Source organism: Xanthomonas sp. 3307 (assembly GCF_014199735.1).
In the GTDB taxonomy this organism is placed as follows: Bacteria; Pseudomonadota; Gammaproteobacteria; order Xanthomonadales; family Xanthomonadaceae; genus Xanthomonas_A; species Xanthomonas_A rydalmerensis.
Genome location: NZ_JACHOG010000002.1, coordinates 588,549 through 613,715, shown reverse-complemented (window position 1 = coordinate 613,715; position 25,167 = coordinate 588,549). Strand labels below are relative to the sequence as shown.

General features: G+C 69.7%; 14 protein-coding genes. 7 read left to right on the top strand and 7 right to left on the bottom strand.

Annotation, left to right across the window (positions count from 1 at the left end):
- Positions 1-15: 15 nt before the first annotated feature.
- The 4 genes from GGR64_RS07535 to GGR64_RS07520 form a co-directional block, all read right to left on the bottom strand.
- Positions 16-612 carry a TlpA disulfide reductase family protein gene (locus GGR64_RS07535; RefSeq protein WP_184644916.1) on the bottom strand — a complete coding sequence of 199 codons (597 nt, stop codon included), beginning with the start codon at positions 610-612 and terminating at the stop codon, positions 16-18.
- A complete protein-coding gene (locus GGR64_RS07530; protein ID WP_184644914.1) occupies positions 609-2,912 on the bottom strand; it encodes a protein-disulfide reductase DsbD in 2,304 nt (767 codons plus the stop codon). The genes GGR64_RS07535 and GGR64_RS07530 overlap by 4 nt, the downstream gene beginning before the upstream one ends.
- 4 nt (positions 2,913-2,916) lie before the next feature.
- The gene (gene cutA, locus GGR64_RS07525; protein WP_160966521.1) at positions 2,917-3,249 is read right to left on the bottom strand and encodes a divalent-cation tolerance protein CutA; all 333 of its coding nucleotides are present in this window, start codon (positions 3,247-3,249) and stop codon (positions 2,917-2,919) included.
- A gap of 153 nt (positions 3,250-3,402) precedes the next feature.
- On the bottom strand, positions 3,403-5,181 hold the full coding sequence (locus tag GGR64_RS07520) for an endonuclease (RefSeq protein WP_184644912.1): 1,779 nt from the start codon (positions 5,179-5,181) through the stop codon (positions 3,403-3,405).
- Positions 5,182-5,461: 280 nt separating this feature from the next.
- On the opposite strand from GGR64_RS07520, the gene GGR64_RS07515 reads away from it, so the two are divergent.
- The 5 genes from GGR64_RS07515 to GGR64_RS07495 all read left to right on the top strand — a co-directional run bounded on the left by GGR64_RS07515 (position 5,462) and on the right by GGR64_RS07495 (position 14,106).
- Positions 5,462-5,749 (top strand): co-chaperone GroES, encoded by a 288-nt coding sequence (locus GGR64_RS07515; protein ID WP_010340979.1) that lies wholly within the window; start codon positions 5,462-5,464, stop codon positions 5,747-5,749.
- A gap of 137 nt (positions 5,750-5,886) precedes the next feature.
- The gene (gene groL, locus GGR64_RS07510; protein WP_160966525.1) at positions 5,887-7,533 is read left to right on the top strand and encodes a chaperonin GroEL; all 1,647 of its coding nucleotides are present in this window, start codon (positions 5,887-5,889) and stop codon (positions 7,531-7,533) included.
- A gap of 881 nt (positions 7,534-8,414) precedes the next feature.
- Complete coding sequence (locus tag GGR64_RS07505) at positions 8,415-11,309, top strand: TonB-dependent receptor (protein WP_260302946.1); 2,895 nt, start codon at positions 8,415-8,417, stop codon at positions 11,307-11,309.
- A gap of 994 nt (positions 11,310-12,303) precedes the next feature.
- Positions 12,304-13,377 (top strand): 3-deoxy-7-phosphoheptulonate synthase, encoded by a 1,074-nt coding sequence (locus GGR64_RS07500; protein WP_160966527.1) that lies wholly within the window; start codon positions 12,304-12,306, stop codon positions 13,375-13,377.
- A 429-nt stretch (positions 13,378-13,806) separates the two neighbouring features.
- Positions 13,807-14,106, top strand: coding sequence for a GIY-YIG nuclease family protein (locus GGR64_RS07495; RefSeq protein ID WP_184644909.1), 300 nt, complete (start codon positions 13,807-13,809; stop codon positions 14,104-14,106).
- Between the two features lie 213 nt (positions 14,107-14,319).
- Here GGR64_RS07495 and GGR64_RS07490 read toward each other — a convergent pair whose 3' ends face one another.
- Together GGR64_RS07490 and GGR64_RS07485 are read right to left on the bottom strand one after the other, a co-directional pair.
- A complete protein-coding gene (locus GGR64_RS07490; protein WP_184644907.1) occupies positions 14,320-15,483 on the bottom strand; it encodes an AAA family ATPase in 1,164 nt (387 codons plus the stop codon).
- Positions 15,484-15,514: 31 nt separating this feature from the next.
- Positions 15,515-17,035 carry an acetyl-CoA hydrolase/transferase family protein gene (locus tag GGR64_RS07485; protein ID WP_184644905.1) on the bottom strand — a complete coding sequence of 507 codons (1,521 nt, stop codon included), beginning with the start codon at positions 17,033-17,035 and terminating at the stop codon, positions 15,515-15,517.
- 390 nt (positions 17,036-17,425) lie between these two features.
- Between GGR64_RS07485 and GGR64_RS07480 the strand changes: the two genes are divergently transcribed.
- Entirely contained in the window at positions 17,426-19,639 is a 2,214-nt protein-coding gene (locus tag GGR64_RS07480; RefSeq protein WP_184644903.1) for a hypothetical protein, read from the top strand.
- 451 nt (positions 19,640-20,090) lie between these two features.
- On the opposite strand, the gene proP is transcribed toward GGR64_RS07480, so the two are convergent.
- Positions 20,091-21,572 carry a glycine betaine/L-proline transporter ProP gene (proP, locus tag GGR64_RS07475; protein WP_167088057.1) on the bottom strand — a complete coding sequence of 494 codons (1,482 nt, stop codon included), beginning with the start codon at positions 21,570-21,572 and terminating at the stop codon, positions 20,091-20,093.
- Between the two features lie 632 nt (positions 21,573-22,204).
- Between proP and glnE the strand changes: the two genes are divergently transcribed.
- Positions 22,205-25,045: a bifunctional [glutamate--ammonia ligase]-adenylyl-L-tyrosine phosphorylase/[glutamate--ammonia-ligase] adenylyltransferase gene (gene glnE, locus GGR64_RS07470; RefSeq protein ID WP_184644902.1), complete on the top strand. Its 2,841-nt coding sequence runs from the start codon at positions 22,205-22,207 to the stop codon at positions 25,043-25,045.
- The last annotated feature ends 122 nt before the right edge of the window (positions 25,046-25,167 follow it).

Genomic DNA, 25,167 nt, shown 5'->3' with positions numbered 1-25,167 from the left:
GGCGGGGTCCGTCGGTTAGCGCGAGGGATGAGCGCCGCCCGCCCAGCCCTCGACTTCGCCCGGCGCGAACGGGCCGAGCTTCTGCTTGACGATGCGGCCGTCGGCGTCGATCAGCACGCTGTACGGCAGCAGGCCCTGGGTGTCGCCCAGGCGCACGCTGGCGTCGGCCGGGCCCGGGGTCTCCAGGGCGATCGGGTAGCCGATCGGCACCCGCTGCAGGAAGTCGCGCACGTCCTCGGCGCGGTCCAGGGCGATGCCGAGCACCTGCAGGCCGTCGGCCGGCTGCGCGCGGGCCAGCCGGTCCAGTTCCGGCATTTCGCGCACGCATGGCTCGCACCAGCTCGCCCATACGTTGACCAGCAGCGGCCGGCCGCGGAACTGCGCCAGGGTCAGCTGGCCACCGTCGAGCGTGGGCAGGCGCAGCGCCGGGGCGGGGTCGCCCGGGCGCGCCGCAGCAACCGGGGCCGCCGCAGCATGGCCGCTGGCCGTGGCGGAGGACACCGAGACCGAGGCCACAGCCGGCGTCCGCCGTTCCCACCAGTGCGCCGCCGCCACGCCGAGCACCGCCGCCACCGCGGCGACCGCCAGCAGGCGCGCGGTGCCGGGTGTCATCGCGCCGCGCGCAGCAGGGCGTCCTCGACCACCGCCTGGCTCAGCACCGGCGGCAACACGGTCGGCGGCGCGCCGGGTCCGTAGACCACGTACAGCGGCACGCCCACCGCCTTGTGCTCGGCGAGGAAGGCGCTGATGCGCGGATCCTCGTTGGTCCAGTCGCCCTTCATGTACACCGCGTCCACCCGCTTGATGGTGTCGCGGAAGGCGTCGCTGTCGAACACGTTGCGCTCGTTGGCCTTGCAGGTGACGCACCAGTCGGCGGTCATGTTGACGAACACCACGCGGTTGTCGGTGCGCAGGCGGTCGAGCATCTGCGGCGAATAGGCCACGGTGTTGCGCTCGACGCTGGCGCCGGGCGGCGGCAGCCGGGTGACGCTCCACGCCGGTACCAGCGCGGCCAGCAGCAGCACGGCGGCCAGGCGCATGCCGGTCTTGTGGTCGCGCCAGCGCGCGCGCTCGAACCACCACAGGCCCAGCGCCAGCAGGGTGGCGCCGACCAGCAGCAGCGCCACCGCGTCCACGCCGCGCTGCTTGCCCAGCACCCACAGCAGCCAGATCGCGCTCAGGTACATCGGGAACGCAAGCACCTGCTTGAGCGTCTCCATCCAGGCGCCGGGCCTGGGCAGGCGCCTGGCCAGCGACGGCACGAAGCCGATCAGCAGGAACGGCAGCGCCAGGCCCAGGCCCAGGGTCAGGAACACCAGCATCGCCATCGCCGGCGGCGCGGTCAGCGCATAGCCCAGGGCCGGGCCCATGAACGGGCCGATGCAGGCGCTGGAGACCACGCAGGCCAGCACGCCGGTGAAGAAGTCGCCGACCGGGCCGCTGCGCGTGGACAGCGACTGGCCGACGCCGCCGAGGTTGGCGCTGAGGGTGAACACGCCCGACAGGCTCAGCCCGACCACGAACATCAGGTACACCAGCACCGCGACGAAGCCCGGGCGCTGCAGCTGGAAGCCCCACAGCAGGCGCGCGGCCACGGCGATGCCGCCGACCACGGCGAAGGAGACGAGCACGCCCAGCGTGTACCACAGCGCATGGCTGCGGGCACGGCCGCGGCTCTCGCCGCTCTGCGCCAGGCCCAGCACCTTCAGCGACAGGATCGGCAGCACGCACGGCAGCAGGTTCAGCAGCAGGCCGCCGCCGAGCGCCAGCAGCAGGATCCACAGCAGGTTCTGCGTGGCCGGCGGCGGCGCGGCGCTGCGCGCGGCGTTGTGCGCCGAGGCGTCCGGCGTCGCCGGCAGGGCGTTGGCGGCCGTGGCGGCGGCCGCGTCGTTGGCATCGGCCTGGCGGCTGTCCAGCGGCGTCACCAGCAGCGGGCTGACCTCGGCCTGGTCGGCGGGCGTGACGCTGCCCTTGGGCAGCGCCAGCTTCACCCGCCGGGTCATCGGCGGGTAGCAGATGCCGTCGGTCTGGCAGCCCTGGAAGGTCGCCACCAGGGTCGCGGCGGTGGCGTCGGCGCGCTGGCGCTGCAGCGGCACGGTGACCTCGGTCTGGTCGAAGTACACCACCACGTTGCCGAAGTGCTCGTCCTGGTGCGAGCTGCCCTGCGGCCAGCGCGGCATGCCGGTACGAATGCCGGGCGCGCCTTCCAGCGCCAGCGCGGTGCGGTCGCGATACAGGTAATAGCCGGGTGCCGGGGTGAAGCGCAGCAGCAGCGTATTGCCATCGCCGACGATGGCTTCGAAGTGGAAGGCCTGGTCCGAGGGCAGCGGCAGGCCCTGCACCGCGCCGGCGCCGGCGCCGAACAGCGGCTTGGCGCCAGTGCTCGCGCCGCCCAGGCCATTGCCCGGCAGCCCGCCCATCGCGGCCGGCGGCGCCGGCGTGGGATCGGCAGCGGCGGTGGCGGCGGCGGCCGCGGCCGCCGGCAGGGTCACCTCGAGCAGGCGTTTCTGCGGCGGGTAGCACACGCCGGCATCGGCGCAGCCCTGGTAGCGCACCTCCAGCTGCACGCGGTCGGTGCCGGGGTCGGCGATGCCGCTCTGCACCGCGTTCAACGCGTCGCGGTAGGTCTCCACCTCGCCGAAGTACGGGTCGGTCTTCTTGTGGCCGGCCGGCAGCTGCAGGGTCGGGTTGGGCTTGAAGCCGCCGATCACCTTGACCGCGATGCGGTGCCGGTACAGGTAATAGCCCTTGGCGATGTCCCAATGCAGCGCGATGCGGCCGCGCTCGGGCGCCTGCGCGCTGAGCGCGAAGGCCTGGTCCACCGGCAGCAAGTCCTTTTCGCTGATCGCCAGGGCGGGGAAGGCGGCCACGGCCAGCAGGCACAGGGCGGCGAGGCGGTGCAGCAGGGTCATCGGCTTACGGTTCCTCACGGGTTTCGGCATGCACCCATTGCAGGTAGGCCGGCAGGCCGCCGGCGACCTCGAGTTCGACCAGTTCGGGGACCTCGTAGGGGTGCAACGCGCACAGCCGCTGCCGCAACGCGGGCAGCCGGTCGGCGGCGGTCTTGATCAGCAGCAGCACTTCCTCGCCTTGCTCCACCTCGCCTTGCCAGCGGTAGGTGGACTGCACGCCGGGCAGGCGGCTGACGCAGGCGGCCAGGCGTTCGTCGACCAGCGCCTGGGCGATCCGCGCGGCGCTGGCCGGATCGGGGCAGGTGCTGAGCAGCAAGCGGAGGGCGGGCGCGGACATGCGGCCGACAGTATAGGGATGCCGGCCCCCCTTTGGCGGCGCCCGGCCGTGGCCGGCCGCCGCGAATCCCCAATCCCGAATCCCCGGCTTTTCAGCAGCCGAATGGCTGATCATCCCCGCCCGCTGCAGCCGCAGCGGGCGAGGCAACACGGCTCAGTTGAGCAACTGGCAGCTGGCCGGCTTGGCCGAGGTGAACAGCGACGAGGTCGCCCACTCCGGGTGGTCGATGAACGGATTGCGGTTGCCCTGGAAGCTGTAGATCACCTCGTTGCGGGCGCGCTCGGCATCGTCCGGCGGATCCTGCTGGCTCCACGCGATCAGGGTCGACAGCAGGCCCATGTAGGCCGGCGAGGACGAGGTCTTGACGATCTTGCTGCGGTCGTCGGTCAGCTCCAGGTCCGGCTCGGACTGACCGGTCTTGGCATCGGTCCCGCCTTCATAGCGGATCGCCATGTACATCACCGCGCGCGCCATGTCGCCCTTGCGGTGGTCCCACACCTCGAAGGTGCCGCCGTTGCCGTCCGGGGTGCGCACCCAGTTGGAATTGCCCGGGTAGCGGCCGCTGCCGCCGCCGAAGCCGGCGTTGGCCTCGGTGGCGCGCTCGCCGCAGTTGCTGTCGCACTTGGCGTAGGGCTTGTTGCCGCGGTCGGCGTTCCAGGTGGCGTCGGTCAGGTACAGCATGTGGGTGTCGGTGTACGGCGCGTAGGGCAGGCCCTTGTCGCCGGTGGAGGTGCCGAAGCCCAGCGAGTTCGGCCAGCTGTGCTCTCGGTTGTACTTCAGGCCGCTGCCGCTGCCGGCGCGGTCGGTGCCCTTGGCGTAGCTGCGGTTGCGGTAGGCGTCGAGCACGCGCTGGCTGTTGTTCGGATCCTCGTCGGCGATCTCCAGGATGGCCCAGGTGTCGGTGCCGGAGTTGCTGCTGTACGGATAGGCGGTGTGGCCCTTGATCGTCTCGTGCAGCGAGCAGCGCAACTGGCTGGGGCTGGAGGTGTTGACCCGCGAATAGTAGGTGCCGGCACCGCTGCCACCGCCGCCGGAACCGTTGGCGACGTTGAACGCGACGCTGCGGTCCTGCGCCGGATGCGCGCCGTCGGCATCGCTCACGCGTGCGGCGACGATGCTCAGGGTGCAGCTCTCGCCGGCCTTCAGCGCGGTGTTGGTGGACAGCGCGAACTGGGTGCCGCTGCCGGGGTAGGTCAGCGCCACGCTGCCGGACTGCTGGCAGCTCAGGCCGAACGCGCCGCTGGTCAGGCTCACCGCTTCGCTGAAGGTCACCGCCAGGTCGCCGGCGGCGGGGAAGTCGGTGGCGCCCTGGGTCGGGGTGGTGGCGGTCACCGTCGGCGCGGCGTTGCTGCCGCCGCCGCCGGCGAAGGTCTGGCCGTTGTTGCAGGCGCCGAAGGTGCCGGTGGCGCTGTCGGTCCAGCTGAAGTCGGCTGCGGCGCTGCCGTTGCCGCGCAGCTGCAGCGAGGTGCCGGCCGGGGTGCTGTTGCTCTCGCTGACCGGCAGGTTCTGGCTGGTCATGCCCGCGGCCGGGCCGCTGCCGCCGGTGATGCTGCCTTCGTAGCTGAGGAACTGCACCACCTTGCCGTTGCCGTCGACCAGCGCCAGGCCGTCGTTGGGCCCGTTCTGGATGCCGTTGCTGGCGTAGCCGACGGTGGCGATGCGCACCTGCCCGCCGCAGCTGACCAGGTTGCCGGCCGGCACCGCGCTGTTGGCGTAGACGGTGGCCGAGCCGGGGTTGCTGCCGTTGTACAGGTAGACGCGGTAGCCGCTCAGGCTCTCCCCGGCGGTGGCGACGATCTCCACGCCCTCGCCGGTGTCGCCGGCGGCGGTGGCATCGTCGTAATGCAATTCATTGATGAATACGGCGGCCTGGGCCGGCCCGGCAAGGGCGAGCAGGCAGGCCAGCGGCAGCGCAACGGCGGATGGCTTCATCGACAACTCCTTTTGGTGACGGATCCCCCCCTGGGTCCGCGGCCAGCCTAGCCTGCCTCTGTGACAATGTGACGGGCTTCGGTCACTGCTTGGCACCGAATGCACGTTGCCGGCAAAAATTTTTTGCCTCCAGCCCTTGAAAGGGCCTGCCACGGCACTACATCAGGCGCATCCCGGCGTTACCGGGTTTTTTCGCGAGCGTTGCTAGCAGTCGTCATGGGCGAGTGCTAATATCGCCGGCCTTTCCTAGACCAATCAATCACTTAAGAGGTCTCACTCAATGAGCATCAAGCCGCTTCACGACCGCGTCGTAGTCAAGCCGATCGAAGCCGACGAAATCTCCGCCGGCGGCATCGTGATCCCGGATTCGGCCAAGGAAAAGTCCACCAAGGGCGAAGTCGTGGCCGTCGGCGCCGGCAAGCCGCTGGACAACGGCAGCGTGCGCGCCCCGGCGCTCAAGGTCGGCGACAAGGTCATCTACGGCCAGTACGCCGGTTCCAGCTACAAGGCCGAAGGCGTCGAGTACAAGGTGCTGCGCGAAGACGACGTTCTGGCGATCGTGGGCTGAAGCCCCCGATCGCGGGATTCGGGAGTCGAGATTCGGGATTGGCAAGGCGCTCGGCGCCGCGCGACCCAGGATCTCAGACACGAATCCCCGCTCTAGCGAATCCCTAATCCCCAATCACGAATCCCGGAGCAACACACATGGCTGCCAAAGATATCCGTTTCGGTGAAGACGCTCGTTCGCGCATGGTGCGCGGCGTCAACATCCTCGCCAATGCCGTCAAGGCCACCCTGGGCCCGAAGGGCCGCAACGTCGTGCTCGAGAAGAGCTTCGGCGCCCCGACCATCACCAAGGACGGCGTCTCCGTCGCCAAGGAAATCGAACTGGCCGACAAGTTCGAGAACATGGGCGCGCAGATGGTGAAGGAAGTCGCGTCCAAGACCTCCGACAACGCTGGCGACGGCACCACCACCGCCACCGTGCTGGCGCAGGCGCTGATCCGCGAAGGGTCCAAGGCGGTCGCCGCCGGCATGAACCCGATGGACCTCAAGCGCGGCATCGACAAGGCCGTCGTGGCTGCCGTGGCCGAGCTGAAGAAGATCAGCAAGCCCACCGCCGACGACAAGGCCATCGCCCAGGTCGGCACCATCTCCGCCAACTCCGACGAGTCGATCGGCAACATCATCGCCGACGCGATGAAGAAGGTCGGCAAGGAAGGCGTGATCACGGTCGAGGAAGGTTCGGGCCTGGACAACGAGCTGGACGTGGTCGAGGGCATGCAGTTCGACCGCGGCTACCTGTCGCCGTACTTCATCAACAACCAGCAGAGCCAGCAGGCCGACCTGGACGACCCGTTCATCCTGCTGCACGACAAGAAGATCTCCAACGTGCGTGACCTGCTGCCGGTGCTGGAAGGCGTGGCCAAGGCCGGCAAGCCGCTGCTGATCGTCGCCGAGGAAGTGGAAGGCGAGGCGCTGGCGACCCTGGTGGTCAACACCATCCGCGGCATCGTCAAGGTCGTGGCGGTCAAGGCCCCGGGCTTCGGCGACCGTCGCAAGGCGATGCTGGAAGACATGGCCGTGCTGACCGGCGGCACCGTGATCTCCGAGGAAGTGGGCCTGGCGCTGGAGAAGGCGACCATCAAGGACCTGGGCCGCGCCAAGAAGGTGCAGGTCTCCAAGGAGAACACCACCATCATCGACGGCGCCGGCGACACCACGGCGATCGAGTCGCGCATCAAGCAGATCAAGGCGCAGATCGAGGAGACCTCCTCGGACTACGACCGCGAGAAGCTGCAGGAGCGCGTGGCCAAGCTGGCCGGCGGCGTGGCGGTGATCAAGGTCGGTGCCTCGACCGAGATCGAGATGAAGGAAAAGAAGGCGCGCGTCGAAGACGCCCTGCACGCGACCCGTGCGGCGGTGGAAGAAGGTGTGGTCCCGGGCGGCGGCGTGGCCCTGGTGCGCGCGCTGACCGCGATCGGCGAGTTGAAGGGCGCCAATGAAGATCAGACCCACGGCATCCAGATCGCGCTGCGCGCGATGGAAGCGCCGCTGCGCGAGATCGTCACCAACGCCGGCGAAGAGCCGTCCGTGATCCTCAACAAGGTCAAGGAAGGCACCGGCAACTTCGGCTACAACGCCGCCAACGGCGAGTTCGGCGACATGGTCGAGTTCGGCATCCTGGATCCGACCAAGGTGACCCGTTCGGCGCTGCAGAACGCCGCTTCGATCGCCGGCCTGATGATCACCACCGAAGCGATGGTGGCCGAGGCCCCGAAGAAGGAAGAGCCGGCCGCCCCGGGCGGCATGGGTGGCGGCATGGGCGGCATGGGCGGCATGGATTTCTGATCCAGCCGGCTTCGGCCGACCTGTTCCACGCAGTCGAAAGGAGCCCCGCAGCGATGCGGGGCTCTTTTTTTGTGGGTCGTCATGGCGGCATGCCGATGCGCGCGTCCGCGCGTTCGTGCGCCTTGGTCAACGACGCGGTGCATCCGCTGGCCGTGCCGCGGCAGAACCTGCTTGGCGAGCGTCTGTAGAGCACTTTGGCAAAGGCGGGAAGCAGTGTTGTAGGAGCGGCTTCAGCCGCGACGGGCATTACCGGTAACGCCGCGTCGCGGCTGAAGCCGCTCCTGCGAGGACAGCGGCGTGTCCGCCAGCCGCAGCAAAAAGTGCGTCATTGGAAGCTGCCTGCAGCCGCGCTCGTGCGATCTCACCGACCGAGGCGCGGCACAAGCGTGCCAGGCGACAGTGCCGGATGGGAGGGACGAGATGCGAGCGTCGTGGCATGCACCCCAGGCACGGCGAGACGCTGCGCGCCGGACCCTCACCCCAACCCCTCTCCCGTCGGGAGAGGGGCACGCGATCGCGATGCGGGAGCAGCACGTCGTCGCTCACCGGCGTCTCGGCCAGTGCTGCTGCTGTGACCGCCTACGATGGCGATGCGGCGAGAATCGACGCGCTGCGCGGCGAATCGCGCACAACGCGCAATCGTCTACATGCGCGGGGTGGCCGCGTGTTGACAGGGTTTTCGGCGGCATGCAGGTTAGGACGCACGGGCGCCCAGGGGGATCTGCACGCCCGCATGTTCGTCTTCTTCTGTGCGTCGCGGCCGGCGCAGGGCTGCGCGTGCCTGCGGCATGCGTGGCGTGGCCGTGGGCGCGGCGCAGCGAAGAGGACACCGCACGTCGTGCGCGCACGGCGCTGCTCCCATCCGCTGCCGGGGACATTGCATGCCACTTCGCCCATTCACCACCCTCGCGTTCGGCATCGTGCTGGCGCTGCACGGCGCGCCTGATGCTCGCGCGCAAAGCGAGGCCACCGACACCGCCTCTTCCAAGGCCGCCGCCACCGACCTGGGCCAGGTCGTGGTCACCGGCTCGCGGATCAAGCGCTCGGACGTGGAGGGCGCCGAACCGGTGCTGACGATCAGCGCGCAGCAGATCCAGCAGGAAGGTTTCCTCACCGTCTACGACGTGCTCAGCACGCTCAACCAGCAGGGCAGCGTCGAGGCCGACACCAAGTACGGCTCGCACACGCCCAACGCCTCGCCGGTGAGCCTGCGCGACCTCGGTCCCGGGCGCACCCTGCTGCTGGTCAACGGCCACCGCGTCGCCGACTACCCGCAGCCCTACGCCGGCGAAAGCAACTTCGCCAACTACGCCAACATCCCCTCCGCGGCGGTGGAGCGCATCGAGATCCTCACCGGTGGCGCCTCGGCGATCTACGGCTCGGATGCGGTCGCCGGCGTCATCAACGTGATCCTCAAGCAGGGCTACGAAGGCAACCAGGTGCGCCTGCGCGGCGGCACCGCCACCGCCGGCGGACGCGACGTGGTCGACCTGTCCTGGGTCGGCGGGCATAGCGGCGACAAGTGGAACCTGACCTACGCGCTGCAGTGGACCCGGCGCGACCCGCTCTCGGTCGGTGAGCGACCGAAGATGGACGACCAGGACGACGAGTCCTACAGCAACTGGACCGCGCAGGCGCGCAAGTACGGCTTCAATCCTTCCACCGGGCTGAGCCTGGTCGATGCCGGCGACAACACGCGCCTGGCGCCGCCCGCCGGCACCTGCGCGCGCTTCGGCGGCCAGTTCATCGATGCGCAGCGGCTGAGCTACGACTACAACAGCGACACCGTGCGCAACCTCGGCGGCTACTGCGGCATGGCCCACGACTACGCCGACTGGCTGGCCGCCAGCGGCGGCGACAGCGGCTCGGCCTATCTGTACGGCACCTTCGACTTCGACAACGGCGTGCAGGCCTGGAGCACGCTGTCCACGACCAAGAGCCTGGGCTACTGGACCTACGACCCGCCCTACGTCTACCTCGGCCCGTTCCACGACACCGGCAGCGACCGCGACCTGTACGCGATTCGGCAACTGACCCGCTTCGAATCCGGCGGCTGGAAGAACCTGGCCAACATCACCAAGGAACTGTCCTGGGACCTGAGCGCCGGCCTCAAGGGCCGCCTCGCCGACCGCTTCGACTGGGAAGTGGCGGTGGGCCGTGCGCGCTACACCGTCGACGAGTACGTGCGCACCGTGGACACGCGCAAGGCCACCGCCTACTTCCTCGGCCCGCAACTGGGCAGCACCGCCAGCGGCATCCCGCTCTACGATCTGAACGAAGCGCACTGGTACCAGCCGCTGACCGGCGCGCAGTACGACGACCTGGCGGTGAAGGCGCACAACCGCGCCGATTCCTGGGTCAACCAGGCCAGCGCCAACATCACCGGCGAACTGCTGCAGGGCTGGGCCGGGCCGATCAAGTTCGCCGCGGTCGGCGAAGTGGCCAAGCAGGGCTACCGGTTGGCGCCCGATCCCTGTGCCAACACCTGCTATCCGCTGGACGTGGTCGACTACGGCGGCGGCGAGCGCCTGCGCTACTCCGGCGGCGTCGAGTTCGATGTGCCGCTGCTGTCCTCGGTCAATGCCAGCCTCGCCGCGCGCCACGACCGCTACGGCGACTACCGCGCCTACGGCAGCGACCTCGGCGCGGCGATCGGCACGCAGCGCGACACCACCTGGAGCGCCGGCCTGGAATGGCGGCCGCTGAGCACGCTGCTGCTGCGCGGCAGCGTCGCCACCAGTTTCCGCGCCCCGGACATGCACTACGTGCTCGGCGAACCCAGTTCGACCCAGCAGACCGTGATCGACCAGTACCGCTGCATCCAGAAGGGCTACTACCTCACCGGTGGCTGCAGCGCCGAGAACAGCGACGTGTTCTACCTGATGCAGGTCAACCGCCGCGGCACCCCCGACCTGGAATCGGAGCACGGCCGCTCGCTCACCGCCGGTTTCGTCTGGGACATCGCCGAGGGCCTGTCGCTGACCGCGGACTACTACCGGATCCGCCTGCAGGACATGATCAAGGACCTCAACCGCGACGAGGTGCTCAGCGCCGAAGCCGGCTGCCGCACCGGCCTGACCACCGCCGGTGGCGTGTGGGTCAATCCCGGCGGCGCCGAATACTGCGCGCGCATCCTTTCGCGCGTGTCGCGCGACGCCGCCGGCCGTGTCACCGGCATCGAGCAAGGGCCGATCAACATCGCGCAGATGCACGTGTCCGGCGTCGACGCCTCGCTGAAGTACCGCCTGAACACCGCGCGCTGGGGCAACTTCAGTTTCGCCCTGGATTACAACAACCTGATCGGCTACCACGAGCAGACCTACCGCACCGACGACGACAAGAACCTGCGCGACCAGAAGATCCGCAGCAAGCTGCGCGGCAGCGTGCACTGGGAGAACGGCGGCCCGCTGGACCTGACCGTCTACGTCAAGCGCTTCGGCTCCACCCAGGCAGTGAACTGGGGCACCTGCACCCGCTTCGACGACGGCTACCAGCCCAGCCCCTCCGACGCCTGCCGCGTCACCGACAGCGGCAACCGCCACTTCGGCGAGAGCACCAGCCGCTACTTCGGCCGCGTCGGCCCGGCGCTGTACTGGAACCTCACCGCCGGCTACCGCATCGCCCCGAAGATGAAGATCAACCTGTACGTCAACAACGTGCTCGACACCGTCGGCTACGACAACAAGGAGCGCTACTACGGCTACCAGTTCTACAACACCACCCTCTACGACGCGATCGGCCGCGAGGTGGCGGCGGAGTATGTGTTGGATTTTTGAAAGGCCGGGATTGGGGATTGGGGATTGGGGATTCGGGATTGGGCTTGGTCAGCGTTGAAGCCGATCCGATACATGCGCAACATGTGGCAAGGAAAGCGCGCTACTAGCCCCTCTCCCGTCGGGAGAGGGGTTGGGGTGAGGGTCCGGAGCGCGCAGCGCCACGCAAGAACCCAGAGGCGTGCGCTTGTGGAGATGGATCGCTTGCTGCCGCACCCTCATCCGCCCCTGCGGGGCACCTTCTCCCGGTGGGAGAAGGGAAGCGCGTTAGCCCCTCTCCCACCGGGAGAGGGGTTGGGGTGAGGGTCCGGAGCGCGCAGCGCCGCGCAAGAACCCAGAGGCGTGCGCTTGTGGAGATGGATCGCTTGCTGCCGCACCCTCATCCGCCCCTGCGGGGCACCTTCTCCCGGCGGGAGAAGGGAAGCGCGTTAGCCCCTCTCCCACCGGGAGAGGGGTTGGGGTGAGGATCCGGAGCGCGCAGCGCCACGCAAGAACCCAGAGGAGTGCGCTTGTGGAGATGGATCGCTTGCTGCCGCACCCTCATCCGCCCCTGCGGGGCACCTTCTCCCGGTGGGAGAAGGGAAGCGCGTTAGCCCCTCTCCCACCGGGAGAGGGGTTGGGGTGAGGGTCCGGAGCGCGCAGCGCCGCGCAAGAACGCATGCATCAACCGCTCCTATTCGATGACGGCGACCTCATAGCCTTCCCGCCGCGTTGACCCGCTTTTTCCAATCCCGAATCCCCACTCCCCAATCCCACGTTCGTTGCATCAGCAACTGTGGCGCTGCCGCAAACCCTGTGCTATCACTACGTCCCATGAACGCTTCCTGCCGCAGCTTTTATTTTTGGTACTACGGTTTTCCGATGCCGCTGGCGGAGGAAGGATCGCGTTCACCCTGAAGGCAACTTCAGCCGCAATCCCGAAAGCCGCCAGCGAACCTGGCGGCTTTTTTCATGCCGCCGGATCTGGCCCCCCACAGCCCCCCGACGAGACATGCACATGGCCCCCCACACCGACGATCTGCGCATCCGCAAGATCGAACCGCTGACCCCGCCCTCCCAGTTGCTGGCGCTGCTGCCCTGCGACGAGGAGGCCTCGCAGACCGTCGCCGCCTCGCGCGCGGCGCTGCACGAGATCCTGCACGGCCGCGACGACCGCCTGGCAGTGGTGATCGGCCCGTGCTCGATCCACGACCCGGTCGCGGCGATGGAGTACGCGCAGCGCCTGCGTCCGCTGCGCGACACCTACGGCGATGCGCTGGAGATCGTGATGCGCGTGTACTTCGAGAAGCCGCGCACCACGGTCGGCTGGAAGGGCCTGATCAACGACCCCAACCTCGACGGCAGCTTCGACATCAACAAGGGCCTGCGCCTGGCGCGCGGCCTGCTGCGCGACATCAACCGCCTCGGCCTGCCCGCCGGTGTGGAATTCCTCGACATCATCTCGCCGCAGTACATCGCAGACCTGGTGGCCTGGGGCGCGATCGGCGCGCGCACCACCGAGAGCCAGGTGCACCGCGAGATGGCCTCGGGCCTGTCGTGCCCGGTGGGGTTCAAGAACGGCACCAGCGGCGACGTCAAGATCGCCGTCGATGCGGTCGGCGCGGCCTCGCATCCGCACCATTTTCTGGCAGTGACCAAGGACGGGCAGACCGCAGTGGCGGCGACCGCCGGCAACCCCGACTGCCACGTGATCCTGCGTGGCGGCACCCAGCCCAACTACGATGCCGACAGCGTCGCTGCGGCGGCGCAGGTGCTGGAGAAGGCGGGCCTGCCGGCGCGGCTGATGGTCGACGCCAGCCACGCCAACAGCGGCAAGAATCCGGACAACCAGCCCAAGGTGATCGAGGACATCGCACGCCAGCTCGAGGCCGGGCAGACCCGCATCGTCGGCGCGATGATCGAGAGCCACCTGCACGGCGGCCGCCAGGATCTGGTGGCGGGCCAGCCGCTGGTCTACGGGCAGAGCATCACCGATGGCTGCATCGACTGGGACCATTCCGTGCAGGTGCTGGAGCGGCTGGCGCAGGCGGTGCGCGCGCGGCGCCAGGCGCGGGTGGCGCAGGCAGCCTGAGGACGATGGTGCGGGAAGCGCACGCAGCCAGACCGGCTGCGTGCGTGGAGGGCGGGAATCGCCCGAAGAGGGGCCGGCCGCGCCGCCGAATGCGAAGGGAGAGAGCTTCGGTGTCGACGGCTGCGTACCGGTGATGACGTTATCCGCCCATCCGGTGGCTGCGGTATGCCGCCGTGTGGCAGCTGCTGGCAAGGTGTTTGCAGCGCGTTAAAGGCCGTTGTCGCTGGTTCAGCGCGGGCGCGAGAAGCGGCACGACAGCACATACGTTCGTCGGGTAGTGATGGAGCTTGGGAACGCAGCAGGGATCGCCTCTCAGACTCGCCAGGTGCGCGCGACAACATGGTCTGGCCAGTAAGGCGACCGCGGTTGCGTAAGCGCACCGGCGACACCGTTGCTGGCGAATCCGGCCGTCACGTCGATAATGGGCGCATGGCCGCCGACACGCCCTGGTTCCTGTACCTGCTCGAATGCCGCAACGGCAGCTACTACGCCGGCATCACTCCCGACCTGCACGCACGCTTCCAGGCGCATCTGCGCGGCACCGGCGCCAAGTACACCCGCGCCAACCCGCCGGTGCGGCTGCTGGCCAGCCGCGCCTATCCCGACCGCGCCGCTGCCTCGCGTGCCGAATACGCCCTCAAGCAGTTGCCGCGTGGCCGCAAGCTGGCGTTCCTGTCCGCGCCGGCGTCCGACAGCCCGCAACCGGCCGCCGAATCCGCAGCAGTGTAGGAGCGGCTTCAGCCGCGACGGCTCTACCGGTAACGCCTCTCGCGGCTGAAGCCGCTCCTACAAGGGCGCGGGGCGTTCGCGCAGATGTCCGGATGGAGGATGGCTGCACTGTGGGAGGGACTTCAGTCCCGACGCGATACGTTCGAACGCCTCGACAATCGCACCAGGCATGCCGCTATCCGCAGCAGGCACGCCCGCGAGGCACGACCCGCCTCAGCGGCTGGGCCAATGCCACGCCGGGCGGTCGAGCGCGCGCAGGCCGGCGACGTCGGTCTGGCCGTGCTCCTTGATCAGCAGGTGGTGCAGGCAATCGGGCTGCTGCTCCAGCGCCGCGATCAGCCGGCTGGCATGCGAGACCACGATGATCTGCGCCTGCCGCGCGGCGCTGCCGATCAGCCGCGCCAGCGCAGGCAACAGGTCCGGATGCAGGCTCGCTTCCGGTTCGTTGAGCACCAGCAGTTCCGGCGGACGCGGACTCAGCAGCGCGGCGATCCACAGCAGATAGCGCAAGGTGCCGTCGGACAGCTCCGCCGCCGACAGCGGCCGTAGCAGGCCATGCTGATGCATCGCCAGGTCGAAGCGCCCGGCATGCACCTCGATCGTCAGCCGCGCGCCGGGAAAGGCATCGTCCACCGCCGCATGCAGGCCGTCGGCATCGCCGATCTCCAGGATGGTCTGCAGGGCCGCGGCGAGGTCGGCGCCGTCGTTGCTCAGCACCGGCGTATGCGTGCCGATCTGCGCCATGCGCGCCGGTGCCGCCGCGTCGGTGCGGAAGTGGTCGTAGAAGCGCCAGCGCCGGATGTTCTCGCGCACCTGGTGCATCTCCGGCGCCGCGCGCGGATCGGAGAACTGCGCCAGCACGCTGTCGAAACTGGCGATGCCGGCACCGGCATCGGTCCAGCCATCGTCCTGGGTGCGCAGACGCACCGCCGGCCCGTTGCGGTCGACCAGCAGGTTGGACTGGCGTAGCCAGGGGCCGGCCCAGATGCATTCGCGCTTGATCTGCGGATCCAGCCCGAAGGCCGAGGCCGAGGGCGTCGGCAGGCCCAGGTCGATGGCATAGCCGAACGCGTCGCTGGCGTAGCCCAGTTTCAGCCCGACGGCCTGCTGCCGCACCGTGCCCTCGACCGGATGCTCGCCGCGCCGGACCGCGCGGCTCAGCGTCTCCGGGCCGGCCCACAGCGCCGACGGCAAACCGCCTTCGCGGGCCAGCGCGGCGATCACCCCGCCCTGGGCGGTGTCGGCGAGCAGGCGCAGCGCGCGATAGACGTTGGACTTGCCGCTGCCGTTGGCCCCGGTGATCAGGGTCAGCCCGGCCAGCGGCAGCACCAGCTCGCGCAGGGAACGATAGGAGGAAACCGCCAGGGTGGTCAGCATCGGCGCAGCATACCCACTGTCGGCGCCCCGCTCAGTTGCCCGCGTGCATCGTGCCGGTGTCCAGCCAGCGCTGGTGCCAGGACAGCGCCTCAGGCAGAAGATGCGGGGTGTGCTTGCCGTAGCTGGCGTGCAGGGCGCGGTCGAAGTAGTCCTGCAGCTGCGCGCGGTAGCTCGGGTCCACGCAATGCGTGAGCAACTGCTGCGCGCGCTGCCGCGGCGGCAGGCCACGCAGGTCGGCCAGGCCATGCTCGGTGACGATGATGGAGACGTCGTGCTCGGTGTGGTCGACGTGGCTGACCATCGGCACGATCGACGAGATGCTGCCGTTCTTCGCGGTGCTGGGGCTGAGGAAGATCGACAGGAAACCATTGCGGGCGAAGTCGCCTGAGCCGCCGATGCCGTTCATGATGCGGCTGCCCATCACGTGGGTGGAATTGACGTTGCCGTACAGGTCGGCCTCGATCATGCCGTTCATGCCGATGCAGCCCAGCCGCCGCACCAGTTCCGGATGGTTGGAGATCTCCTGCGTGCGCAGGATGATGCGCTCGCGATAGAAATCGATGTTGCGCTTGAACTCCTCGTTGGCCTCCGGGCTCAGCGCGAAGCCGGTGCACGAGGCGACCTTGAGCACGCCGCTGCGCAGCAGGTCGAGCATGCCGTCCTGTATCACTTCGGTGAACGCGCTGAGATCGCGGAAGCCGCTGCTGGCAAGCCCGGCCAGCACGGCGTTGGGGATGTTGCCCACGCCGGACTGCAGCGGCAGCAGGTTGGGCGGCAGCCGGCCCTTGCCGACCTCGTGCTGGAAGAACGCGATCAGGTGCTCGGCGATGCGCTGGCTGGTGGCGTCGGCCGGAGTGAAGGGGCTGTTGCGGTCAGGGCCGTGGGTGCGCACCACCGCCACGATCTTGTCCGGGTCGCAGCGCAGCGACGGCTCGCCGATGCGATCGTCGGCATGCAGCAACGGGATCGGTTTGCGGTGTGGTGGCAAGGCGGTGCCGTAGTACACGTCGTGCATGCCGTCGATGCCGGCCGGCTGCCAGTCGTTGACCTCGACGATCACCTTCTTCGCCAGGTCCAGCCAGGTCTTGTTGTTGCCGATCGAGGTCGACGGGATCAGGCTGCCGTCTTCGCGGATGCCGGACACTTCCACCACCGCCGTGTCGATCTGCCCGTAGAAGCCGAACCACACGTGCTGGGCGACATGGCTGAGGTGGATGTCGATGTAGTCCAGGCTGCCGGCGTTGATGCGCTGGCGCGCGTCCGGGTCGGACTGGAACGGCATGCGCAGGGCGATGCCGTCGGCCTTGGCCAGCGCGCCGTCCAGTTCCGGTGCGGTGGAGGCGCCGGTCATCAGCTGGATCTTGAACGGCTGGCCCTGCAGGTGCGCCGCCTCGATGCGCTGCGCCAGCGCCATCGGCACCGCCTTGGGATAGCCGGAGCCGGTGAAGCCGCTCATCGCCACCGTCTCGCCCGGCTGGATCAACGCCGCCGCGGCCTCGGCGCTGACGATGCGCTCGCGCAGGCGGGGATGGAGGATGCGTTCGGCGGACATGCGGCGACCATGACGTGGGAAGGGGATGGCAATTATCGCGGATCGGGACCCGGCCCGCCCTGGGGTGCGTCCCCACTTTCTGCGCCTGTCGCGCGGCAGCGCATGCGGGCGCCACCAAAACGCAGAGATGCGGACGCACGCCACGGTCTGCGCGATGTGTGCGGCGCTGCGCGCACCGGACCCTCACCCAAACCCCTCTCCCGGTGGGAGAGGGGCTCTGGCTTCTCCCTTCTCCTGGTGGAGCCCGGCATTGCGACGGCGGACGCAGCGCGCGCGCCGCCGGTGCAACGGACGCGATCTGGCGGCCATGCGTGCACCGCCACGCCACGCCGGGTGCGCGCTACTGCCGCTTTCACGCGCTCCACGCCGCGCCGCGGCGATAGTGCGGCGGTGCCGCTCCTCATTCGCCCACTGACTGCCGTCCACGCGCGCTACCGGCGTTTGCCGCGCGGCTGGCGCCTGCTCCTGCGCGGCCTGTTGATCGCGTACCTGCTGTATCTACTGGCCGGCAACGTGTTCCTCAACACGCCGCTGTTCGACCTGGCCACCAACCGCAAGCCGGAGAAGTTCCGCATGCACACCGGGCCGGCATTCACCGTGCTGCCCGGCTTCATCACCGCCTGGAACGTGCGCATGCGCGGCCATGTGCAACGCAACGTCTGGCAGGTGCGCGCCGACCGCGTCAGCGCGCGCATCGCGCTGCTGCCGCTGCTGCATCGCGAAGTGCGCCTGCCGTGGATGGAAGCGGTGAACGCGATCGGCGAGATGGACCGCGTCGAGGAGATGATCCCGCCACCACCGCCCAGCGACCAGGGCTGGACCCTGCGCTTCGATGCGATCCACAGCGGCACGCTGCAGCGCGCGCGCTTCGGCGAGCTGGCGATCGAGGGCAAGGGCCACGGCACCGTGGGCTTCCTCAAGCAGTTGCGCGGCGGCCCGTCGGAACTGTTCCGCTCGCAGATCGTGTTCGAGGACGCCAGCGTGCGCTACGGCAAGCGCCAGATCGCCGACCAGGCCACGCTGGACGCGCGCTTCTCGTTCCCGCGCCACTACCGCGCGCAGGCGCCGGGGTTGCGCAAGCTGGATATCACCGACCTGGCGCTGCGCGTGCACGGACGCAGCGTGGCGCTGCGCATCGACACCGCCGGCGACACCACCAAGCTGAGCACCGAACCTGGGCTCGGTCACATTCAGGCCGACCTGCACCTGCTGCGCGGCGCGCTGCAGCCCGGCAGCACGCTCAACTGGCGGGTGCCGTTGCATGCCGGCGTCGGCGCCACCGATCGCGGCGTGCTGGCGCTGCTGCTGGACGTGGAGGGCGACAGCATCCGCGCACGCGCGCGCCTGCCCGGCCAGGTCGATCCGCGCAGCATGCTCGATGCCGACCTGCGCATCGCCGGGCGCCAGGTGCCGTTCGCCGACCCGGCGGCGCTGCTGCCGCGCACCTCCGGCCGCGTGCAGGGGCGCTGGCATTTCGAATCGTTGAACTGGATCAGCGACCTGCTGGTGCGCAAGCCCTGGTTCCAGCTCGACGGCGGCGGCGACGTCGCCGCCGATCTGCTGCTGCGGCAGGGCGCGCTGCAGCCCGGCAGCCGCCTCGACGTGCCCGACGTGCAGGCGGTGGCGGAGATCATGCGCGTGCGACTGAGCGGCAAGGCGCAGGCGGTCGGCCGCATCGTCGGCAGCGCCGAACAGCCGCGCACACAGTTGGATGTGCGCATGCGCCGTTTCGTGCTGGCGCCGCTGGCCGAGCCGAAGGCGAGTTTCGTCGAAGGCGAGAACCTGCAACTGGACTTGCAGGGCGATGGCGCACTGGCCACCTTGCGCGATTCGTTGCAGGCGCGGTTGCGCTTCGCCGACGCGCGTGTGCCCGACCTGCGTGCCTACAACCGCTACCTGCCGGCGGCGCAGGTGCGCGTGCTCGGTGGCGACGGCCGGCTCAGCGGCGACCTGCAGCTGGACGCGTCCGGCCAGGTCGGCCAGGGCAGCGTGCGCGTGCTCGGCCGCCAGGCGCGGCTGCAGACCGCGGGCCTGGAACTGGCCGGCGATCTCGACCTGGACGCGCGGCTGCGTCGCGCCGAACTGCAGGACAAGCGCTTCGATCTGAGCGGCAGCACGCTGCGCCTGCAGGGCGTGCGCTACGGCACCCAGCCCAAGCAAGGCGACTGGTGGGCGACGCTGCGCATTCCGCAGGGCCGCATCGCCGCGGCGGCGCCGGTGCAGGCCGATGCGCAGGTGCAGATGCAGATGCGCGATGCCGGCCCGGTGCTGGCGGTGTTCGCGCAGCACAGCGATGCGCCGGCGTGGTTGTTGAAGCTGGCCGACGCCGGCCAACTGCAGGCCAGCGGTCAGCTGCGCTGGCGCAAGGACGCGCTATGGCTGGATCGGGTCGCGGCGGAGAACGAACGGGTGGCCTTGCGCGCGCGCCTGCGCGTCGGCGACGCCGGAACGCAGGGCGATCTGTATGCGCGCTGGGGCGTGCTCGGCGTGGGCGTGGCCTTGCGCGGCGAACAACGGCAATGGCATCTGCTCGGCGCGCGCGAATGGTACGACAAGCAACCGGCGTGGCTGCCAGAGGCGCCGGCACCGGCCGCATCGCCCTAGCGCGACGGCGAACGCGTCGTGCCGTGCGCCGCGATCAGTGCACCGGCCAAGGGTGGGGCAATGCATCGCGGCGCCGGGAATACGCGGACATGCACAAGGCGCGCATCCGCCCGCTGTTCCCATTTCCTATTCTCGTTTCCCCATTCCCCCCAACACCGCAGAATGTACTGCCCGGTATCGTTTTGCAGTGCAGCGTGCAATGTCCAAAAAAAGCGCCCAAGATCGCCCTGCATCCCGACGTGGGGGAGGGAGCAAAGCCCGCTGGCAGTTCGCTGCAAGCGGGCTTTTTTATTGCCTGTTTCCCGGGCTGGGGCGAGCGCGGACACGGTGCGACGGCGTGGTCTGGGATGTCGATCCCGTCATCCGGCGCAGTGGCGTCGATGCGCCACGTTTTGGGGACGTCTTCGCTGGCCGTATCGGGTACGGCCAGCGTGCAGCTTCCGCGATGGCGTCAGGTCGGCATGGCCTGCGACGGCGGTTCCGGCGACGGCGGCAGTTCCGGCCGGGTCGGATCCACGGTCAGCGGCTCGTCGCTGCGCAGCAGCGCGTGCGCCTCGGCTTCGCTGGCGACCGCTGGCGGCGAGCCGCGCAGCGGCAGGCCGGCGGTTTCGCGCACGAAGACCATCGTCGCGATGCCCACCACCGCCGCACCCATCAGGTAGTACGCGGGTACCAGTGGGTCGCCGGTGCGCTCGACCAGCCACGCGGTGACCAGCGGGGTGGTGCCGCCGAACAGCGACACCGACACGTTGAAGGCGATCGACAGCGCGCTGTAGCGCACCGGCGTGTAGAACAGCGCCGGCAAGGTGGACGGCATCGAGCTGGTGAAGCACACCAGGGCCACGCCCAGCAGCATCAGGCCGAGGAAGATCAGCCAGTCGTTGCCGGTGCCGATCAGCAGCAGGCACGGTATCGCCAGCACCAGCAGCGCGATGCATGCGCCGATCACCATCGGCCTGCGGCCCAGGCGATCGCTGAAGAGTCCGCCGACCACGTTGAGCGGCATCATCACCAGCATCACGATGATGATCAGCAGCAATCCCTTGCTCTCGGCATAACCCATCGTGACGCTGAGATAGCTGGGCATGTAGGTCAGCAGCATGTAGTCGGTGACGTTGAACACCAGCACCAGGCCCACGCACTTGAGCAGCTGCGGCCAGTGGATGCGGAACAGCGCGCCCAGGCCCGGCGCGTCGTGCTCGCGCTTCTCCGCCTCTTCGGCATAGGCCTGGAACGCCGGGGTTTCCTCCAGCTTCATGCGCATGTACAGGCCGAGCAGGCCCAGCGGGCCGGCGATCAGGAACGGCACGCGCCAGCCCCAGTCGAGCATCTGCGCATCGCTCAGCGCGACGTGCAGCGCGGTTACGGTGGCGGCGCCGGCGATGTAGCCGGCCAGCGTGCCGAACTCCAGCCAGCTGCTCATGAAGCCGCGGTTGCGGTCGGTCGAATACTCGGCGATGAAGGTCGCCGCGCCGCCGTATTCGCCGCCGGTGGAAAAGCCCTGCACCAGCCGCGCCACCAGCAACAGGATCGGCGCCCAGATGCCGATGCGTTCGTAGGAGGGGATCAGGCCGATCGAGAACGTGCCCAGCGCCATCAGGATCATGGTCGCGGCCAACACTTTCTGCCGGCCGTAGCGATCGCCCAGGGGGCCGAACACCAGCCCGCCCAGCGGACGCACCAGGAACGCCACGGTGAAGGTCGCGAACGTGGCGATCAGCTGCGCGGTCGGGTTGGTGCTGGGGAAGAACACGTGGCCCAGGGTCACCGCGAGATAGCCGTACACGCCGAAGTCGAACCATTCCATCGCGTTGCCCAGCGCCGCCGCGCCGACCGCCCGTTTGAGCATGGGTTTGTCGACGACGGTGACTTCTTCCACCCGCAGTTGGCGGCGGCGCTTGAACCATCCGAAATGGGCGTGGAACTCCGACATGTCTTCTCCTGTCTGGAACGGTGAGGTCATGACCCCCGGCCCGCACAGGGCAGGCAAAGCAAGACGGAAGGGCGCAAGAGGCGCCGCACTGGTCTGCGGGGGCACGATCCCGGATGGCCGCGTCAACACCACGACGCCGCGGGATCGAAGAGACGGAGCGGGTGCGCGTGATCACGCGGGGCTCCGTCGAGGGGCGCATGATACACCATCGCCCGATTCGGCCGGGCGGCAGGGTCTGCGAAACGCGGCGAATATGGCGTGAAACGCTGCGTATTGCGGCGATGTGCGGCAACGCGTGGCGCGTGCGGCGTCGTGTTTGCGACGCCTCAACCGCGCCGCCGACGCGCAGCGGGCATTGCCTCGACACACGCCTGGCGCGTGGTGCTGCGTGCACGCGGATGGTGGCGTGTCGCTTTGAGCCGATCGCAGTTGCATTGGGGGCGCGATGCCGAACGCCTTGCATGGTGAAAGGCAGAAGCATCCCGTAGGAGCGGCTTTAGCCGCGACGGGGCGTTCCCGGGAATGCCTATCGCGGCTAAAGCCGCTCCTACGACGTGATGTTGTTCGCGACGAGCCGCGAAACGCATGCGCTGTTGGATGTGCCTGAACGCCCGGGATGCCAGAATCGCCCGATGTCCAACGCTTCCTACGCCGTTCCCGCCGCCCTGCAGCCCACACTCGATCGCGGCCTGTCGCGCCTGCGCCAGGCCATGGCCGCGCAGCCATGGCCATCTTTCCCCGATTTCGAGCCCGCGCTGGCGCGCGCGCTGCTGGCCAGCGATTTCCTGCTCGACACGCTGTGCCGGCAGCCGTCCTTGCTCGCGCACCTGGCGCAGCCGGACCCGCCGCCGTTGCCGCTGCCGCAGCTGGATCCGGCGCAGCCCGCCGCATGGCCGGCGCAGCTGCGCCGCTACCGCGCGGCGGCCTCGGCGCGGCTGGTGTGGCGCGACGTGCTGGGGCTGGACGATGTCGATGCCACCCTGGCCGGCAGCACGCGCTTGGCCGAGGACTGCCTGGCGCTGGCGCTGCAGGCGCTGGAGGGCGAATTCGCCGCGCGCCACGGCGTGGTGCGTGCCGCCGACGGCAGCGTGCAGCGGCTGGTGGTGTTCGGCCTGGGCAAGCTCGGCGGCGGCGAACTGAATTTCTCCTCCGACGTGGACCTGGTCTACGCCTACCCGCAGGGCGGCGAGTCCGATGGCGCGCGGGCGCTGGCCGCCGAGGAATACTTCGCGCGGCTCGGCCAGCGCCTGGCGCGGCTGCTCGACGAGACCACCGCCGACGGCTTCGCGCACCGCGTGGATCTGCGCCTGCGCCCGTTCGGCACGGCCGGCCGGGTGGCGCTGTCGTTCGCCGGCATGGATCAGTATTTCCAGCGCGAAGGCCGCGACTGGGAACGCTACGCCTGGCTGAAGGCACGCGCGGTGGCCGGCGACATCGCCGCCGGCGAGGAGTGGCTGCAGGCGCTGCGTCCGTTCGTGTACCGGCGCTATCTCGACTACACCGCGCTGGACGGCCTGCGCGAGATGAAGGCGGCGATCACCGCCGAGGTCGCGCGCCACGACCGCCTGGACGACATCAAGCGCGGCGCCGGCGGCATCCGCGAAATCGAGTTCCTGGTGCAGTCGCTGCAGTTGATCCGCGGCGGCCGCGAAGCCGCCTTGCGTGAGCGCCGCCTGTTGCCGGCGCTACGCGCGCTGGTTGCCGCCGGCCAGGTCGCGGCCGAGGACGGTGCTGCGCTGGAGCAGGCCTACCGCTTCCTGCGCCGGGTGGAGAATCGCCTGCAGATGTTGCGCGACGCGCAGACCCATGCGCCGCCGGAGGATCCGCTGGACCGCGCGCGCATCGCCTTCGGCCTCGGCTATGCCGACTGGGCCGCGCTGCACGCGGCCCTGCAGGTACAGCGCGACCGCGTCGCCGCCGAGTTCGCCGAACTGCTGGCGCCGCGTGAACGCACGCTGGCGCCCGATGCGCTGGCCGACTACTGGCGCGGCCTGCCCGATGGTGGCCAGGTGCAGGTGCTGCGCGCCGCTGGTTTCGCAGACCCTGACGGGGCCGACCAGGCCTTGCGCGGCTTCGTGCAGTCGTTGGGCGTGCGCAGCCTGTCCGATGCCGCGCGCGCGCGCCTGGACCGGGTGCTGCCGGCATTGCTGCACGCCGCGGCGCGCTCGGCGCAGGCCGATGCCGCCTTGCATCGCGTGCTCGGCCTGCTGCAGGCGATCCTGCGCCGCGCCAGCTATCTGGCCCTGCTCGACGAACAGCCCAGCGCGCTGGCGCGGCTGGTCGATGTGCTGGCGCGCAGCGCGTTCCTGTCCGAACGGCTGGCCGCGCATCCGCTGCTGCTGGACGAACTGCTCGACAGCCGCGTGGACGGCCCGATACCGGATCTGGCGGCGATGCAGCGGTTGTGCGATGCCGCGGTCGCCGCGGCCGGCAACGATCCGGAAGCGGCCTTGCGCGGCCTCAACGAAGCGCGCCAGGCGCTGAGTTTCCGCATCGCCCTGGCCACGCTGGATCGGCGCCAGCCCGCACTCGACAGCGCTCGCCAACTGGCGCAGCTGGCCGAAGCGGTGGTGCTGACCGTGTTGCGCCTGGCCCGCGCCGAGCTGGTCGCCGCGCACGGCGAGGTGCCGGGCGGCAGTTTCGCCATCGTCGGTTACGGCAGCCTCGGTGGCGTGGAGCTGGGCATCGGTTCGGATCTGGACCTGGTGTTCCTGTACGACCATCCGCCGGGCGTGGAAGCCTCGGCCGGGCCACGGCCGCTGGAGAGCGGGCGCTGGTTCGCGCGGCTGGCGCAGAAGGTGATCGCCCTGCTCGGCGCGGTCACCGGCGGCGGCCGCCTGTACGACATCGACGTGCGTCTGCGCCCGGACGGCGGCAAGGGCGCGCTGGTGTCGTCGCTGGCCAGCTACCGCGAGTACCAGCGCGACCGCGCCTGGACCTGGGAGCACCAGGCGCTGGTGCGCGCGCGCGGCGTGGCCGGCGACGCCGCGCTGCTGCAGCAGTTCGAGCAGGTGCGCGCGCAGACCCTGGCACGCCCGCGCGAGGCCGCAGCGCTCCGCGAGGAAGTGCGCAAGATGCGTGCGCGCATGCGCACCGAGCTGGACCGCAGCGATGCCGCGCGCTTCGACCTCAAGCAGGGCGCCGGCGGCCTGGTCGACCTGGAGTTCCTGGTGCAGGCCGGCGTGCTGCTCGGTGCCGCGCAGCAGCCGGTGCTGCTGGTGCCGCGCGACACTCCGGCGCTGATCGATGCGCTGGCGCATAGCGGCTGGTTGCCACCGTCCATCGCGGCGGGCCTGCATGCCGCGCACGCCACGCTGGTGGAGGCCGGCCTGGCCTGCACACTTGACCGGCGTCCGCGCCTGACCGCGCCTACCGCCGAGATCGCCGCGGCGCGTGCGGCGATTCGCCAGGCCGCGGCCGCCCTGGATCTGGTGTTCGTCGAAGGGCGTGCAGGCGATGAGGCGGCGCACTGAAGGCGCGGCGGACGCGCTGCGTCGAGAGGATGCTGCTGCTGCGGGTGCCAGGGTCGGGAGAGCGACAGGATCTGTAGGAGCCGCTCTGCAGGAGTGGGCATTGGTTGTGATGTCTCCGCGCA

What these genes read in the sequence shown, in the direction of transcription:
- GGR64_RS07530 (WP_184644914.1), bottom strand. Translation starts at nt 2,912, where the DNA reads ATGACCCTGCTGCACCGCCTCGCCGCCCTGTGCCTGCTGGCCGTGGCC.
- cutA (WP_160966521.1), bottom strand. Translation starts at nt 3,249, where the DNA reads ATGTCCGCGCCCGCCCTCCGCTTGCTGCTCAGCACCTGCCCCGATCCG.
- GGR64_RS07500 (WP_160966527.1), top strand. Translation starts at nt 12,304, where the DNA reads ATGGCCCCCCACACCGACGATCTGCGCATCCGCAAGATCGAACCGCTG.
- GGR64_RS07495 (WP_184644909.1), top strand. Translation starts at nt 13,807, where the DNA reads ATGGCCGCCGACACGCCCTGGTTCCTGTACCTGCTCGAATGCCGCAAC.
- GGR64_RS07515 (WP_010340979.1), top strand. Translation starts at nt 5,462, where the DNA reads ATGAGCATCAAGCCGCTTCACGACCGCGTCGTAGTCAAGCCGATCGAA.
- proP (WP_167088057.1), bottom strand. Translation starts at nt 21,572, where the DNA reads ATGTCGGAGTTCCACGCCCATTTCGGATGGTTCAAGCGCCGCCGCCAA.
- GGR64_RS07520 (WP_184644912.1), bottom strand. Translation starts at nt 5,181, where the DNA reads ATGAAGCCATCCGCCGTTGCGCTGCCGCTGGCCTGCCTGCTCGCCCTT.
- GGR64_RS07535 (WP_184644916.1), bottom strand. Translation starts at nt 612, where the DNA reads ATGACACCCGGCACCGCGCGCCTGCTGGCGGTCGCCGCGGTGGCGGCG.
- GGR64_RS07505 (WP_260302946.1), top strand. Translation starts at nt 8,415, where the DNA reads ATGCCACTTCGCCCATTCACCACCCTCGCGTTCGGCATCGTGCTGGCG.
- GGR64_RS07490 (WP_184644907.1), bottom strand. Translation starts at nt 15,483, where the DNA reads ATGCTGACCACCCTGGCGGTTTCCTCCTATCGTTCCCTGCGCGAGCTG.
- glnE (WP_184644902.1), top strand. Translation starts at nt 22,205, where the DNA reads ATGTCCAACGCTTCCTACGCCGTTCCCGCCGCCCTGCAGCCCACACTC.
- GGR64_RS07485 (WP_184644905.1), bottom strand. Translation starts at nt 17,035, where the DNA reads ATGTCCGCCGAACGCATCCTCCATCCCCGCCTGCGCGAGCGCATCGTC.
- groL (WP_160966525.1), top strand. Translation starts at nt 5,887, where the DNA reads ATGGCTGCCAAAGATATCCGTTTCGGTGAAGACGCTCGTTCGCGCATG.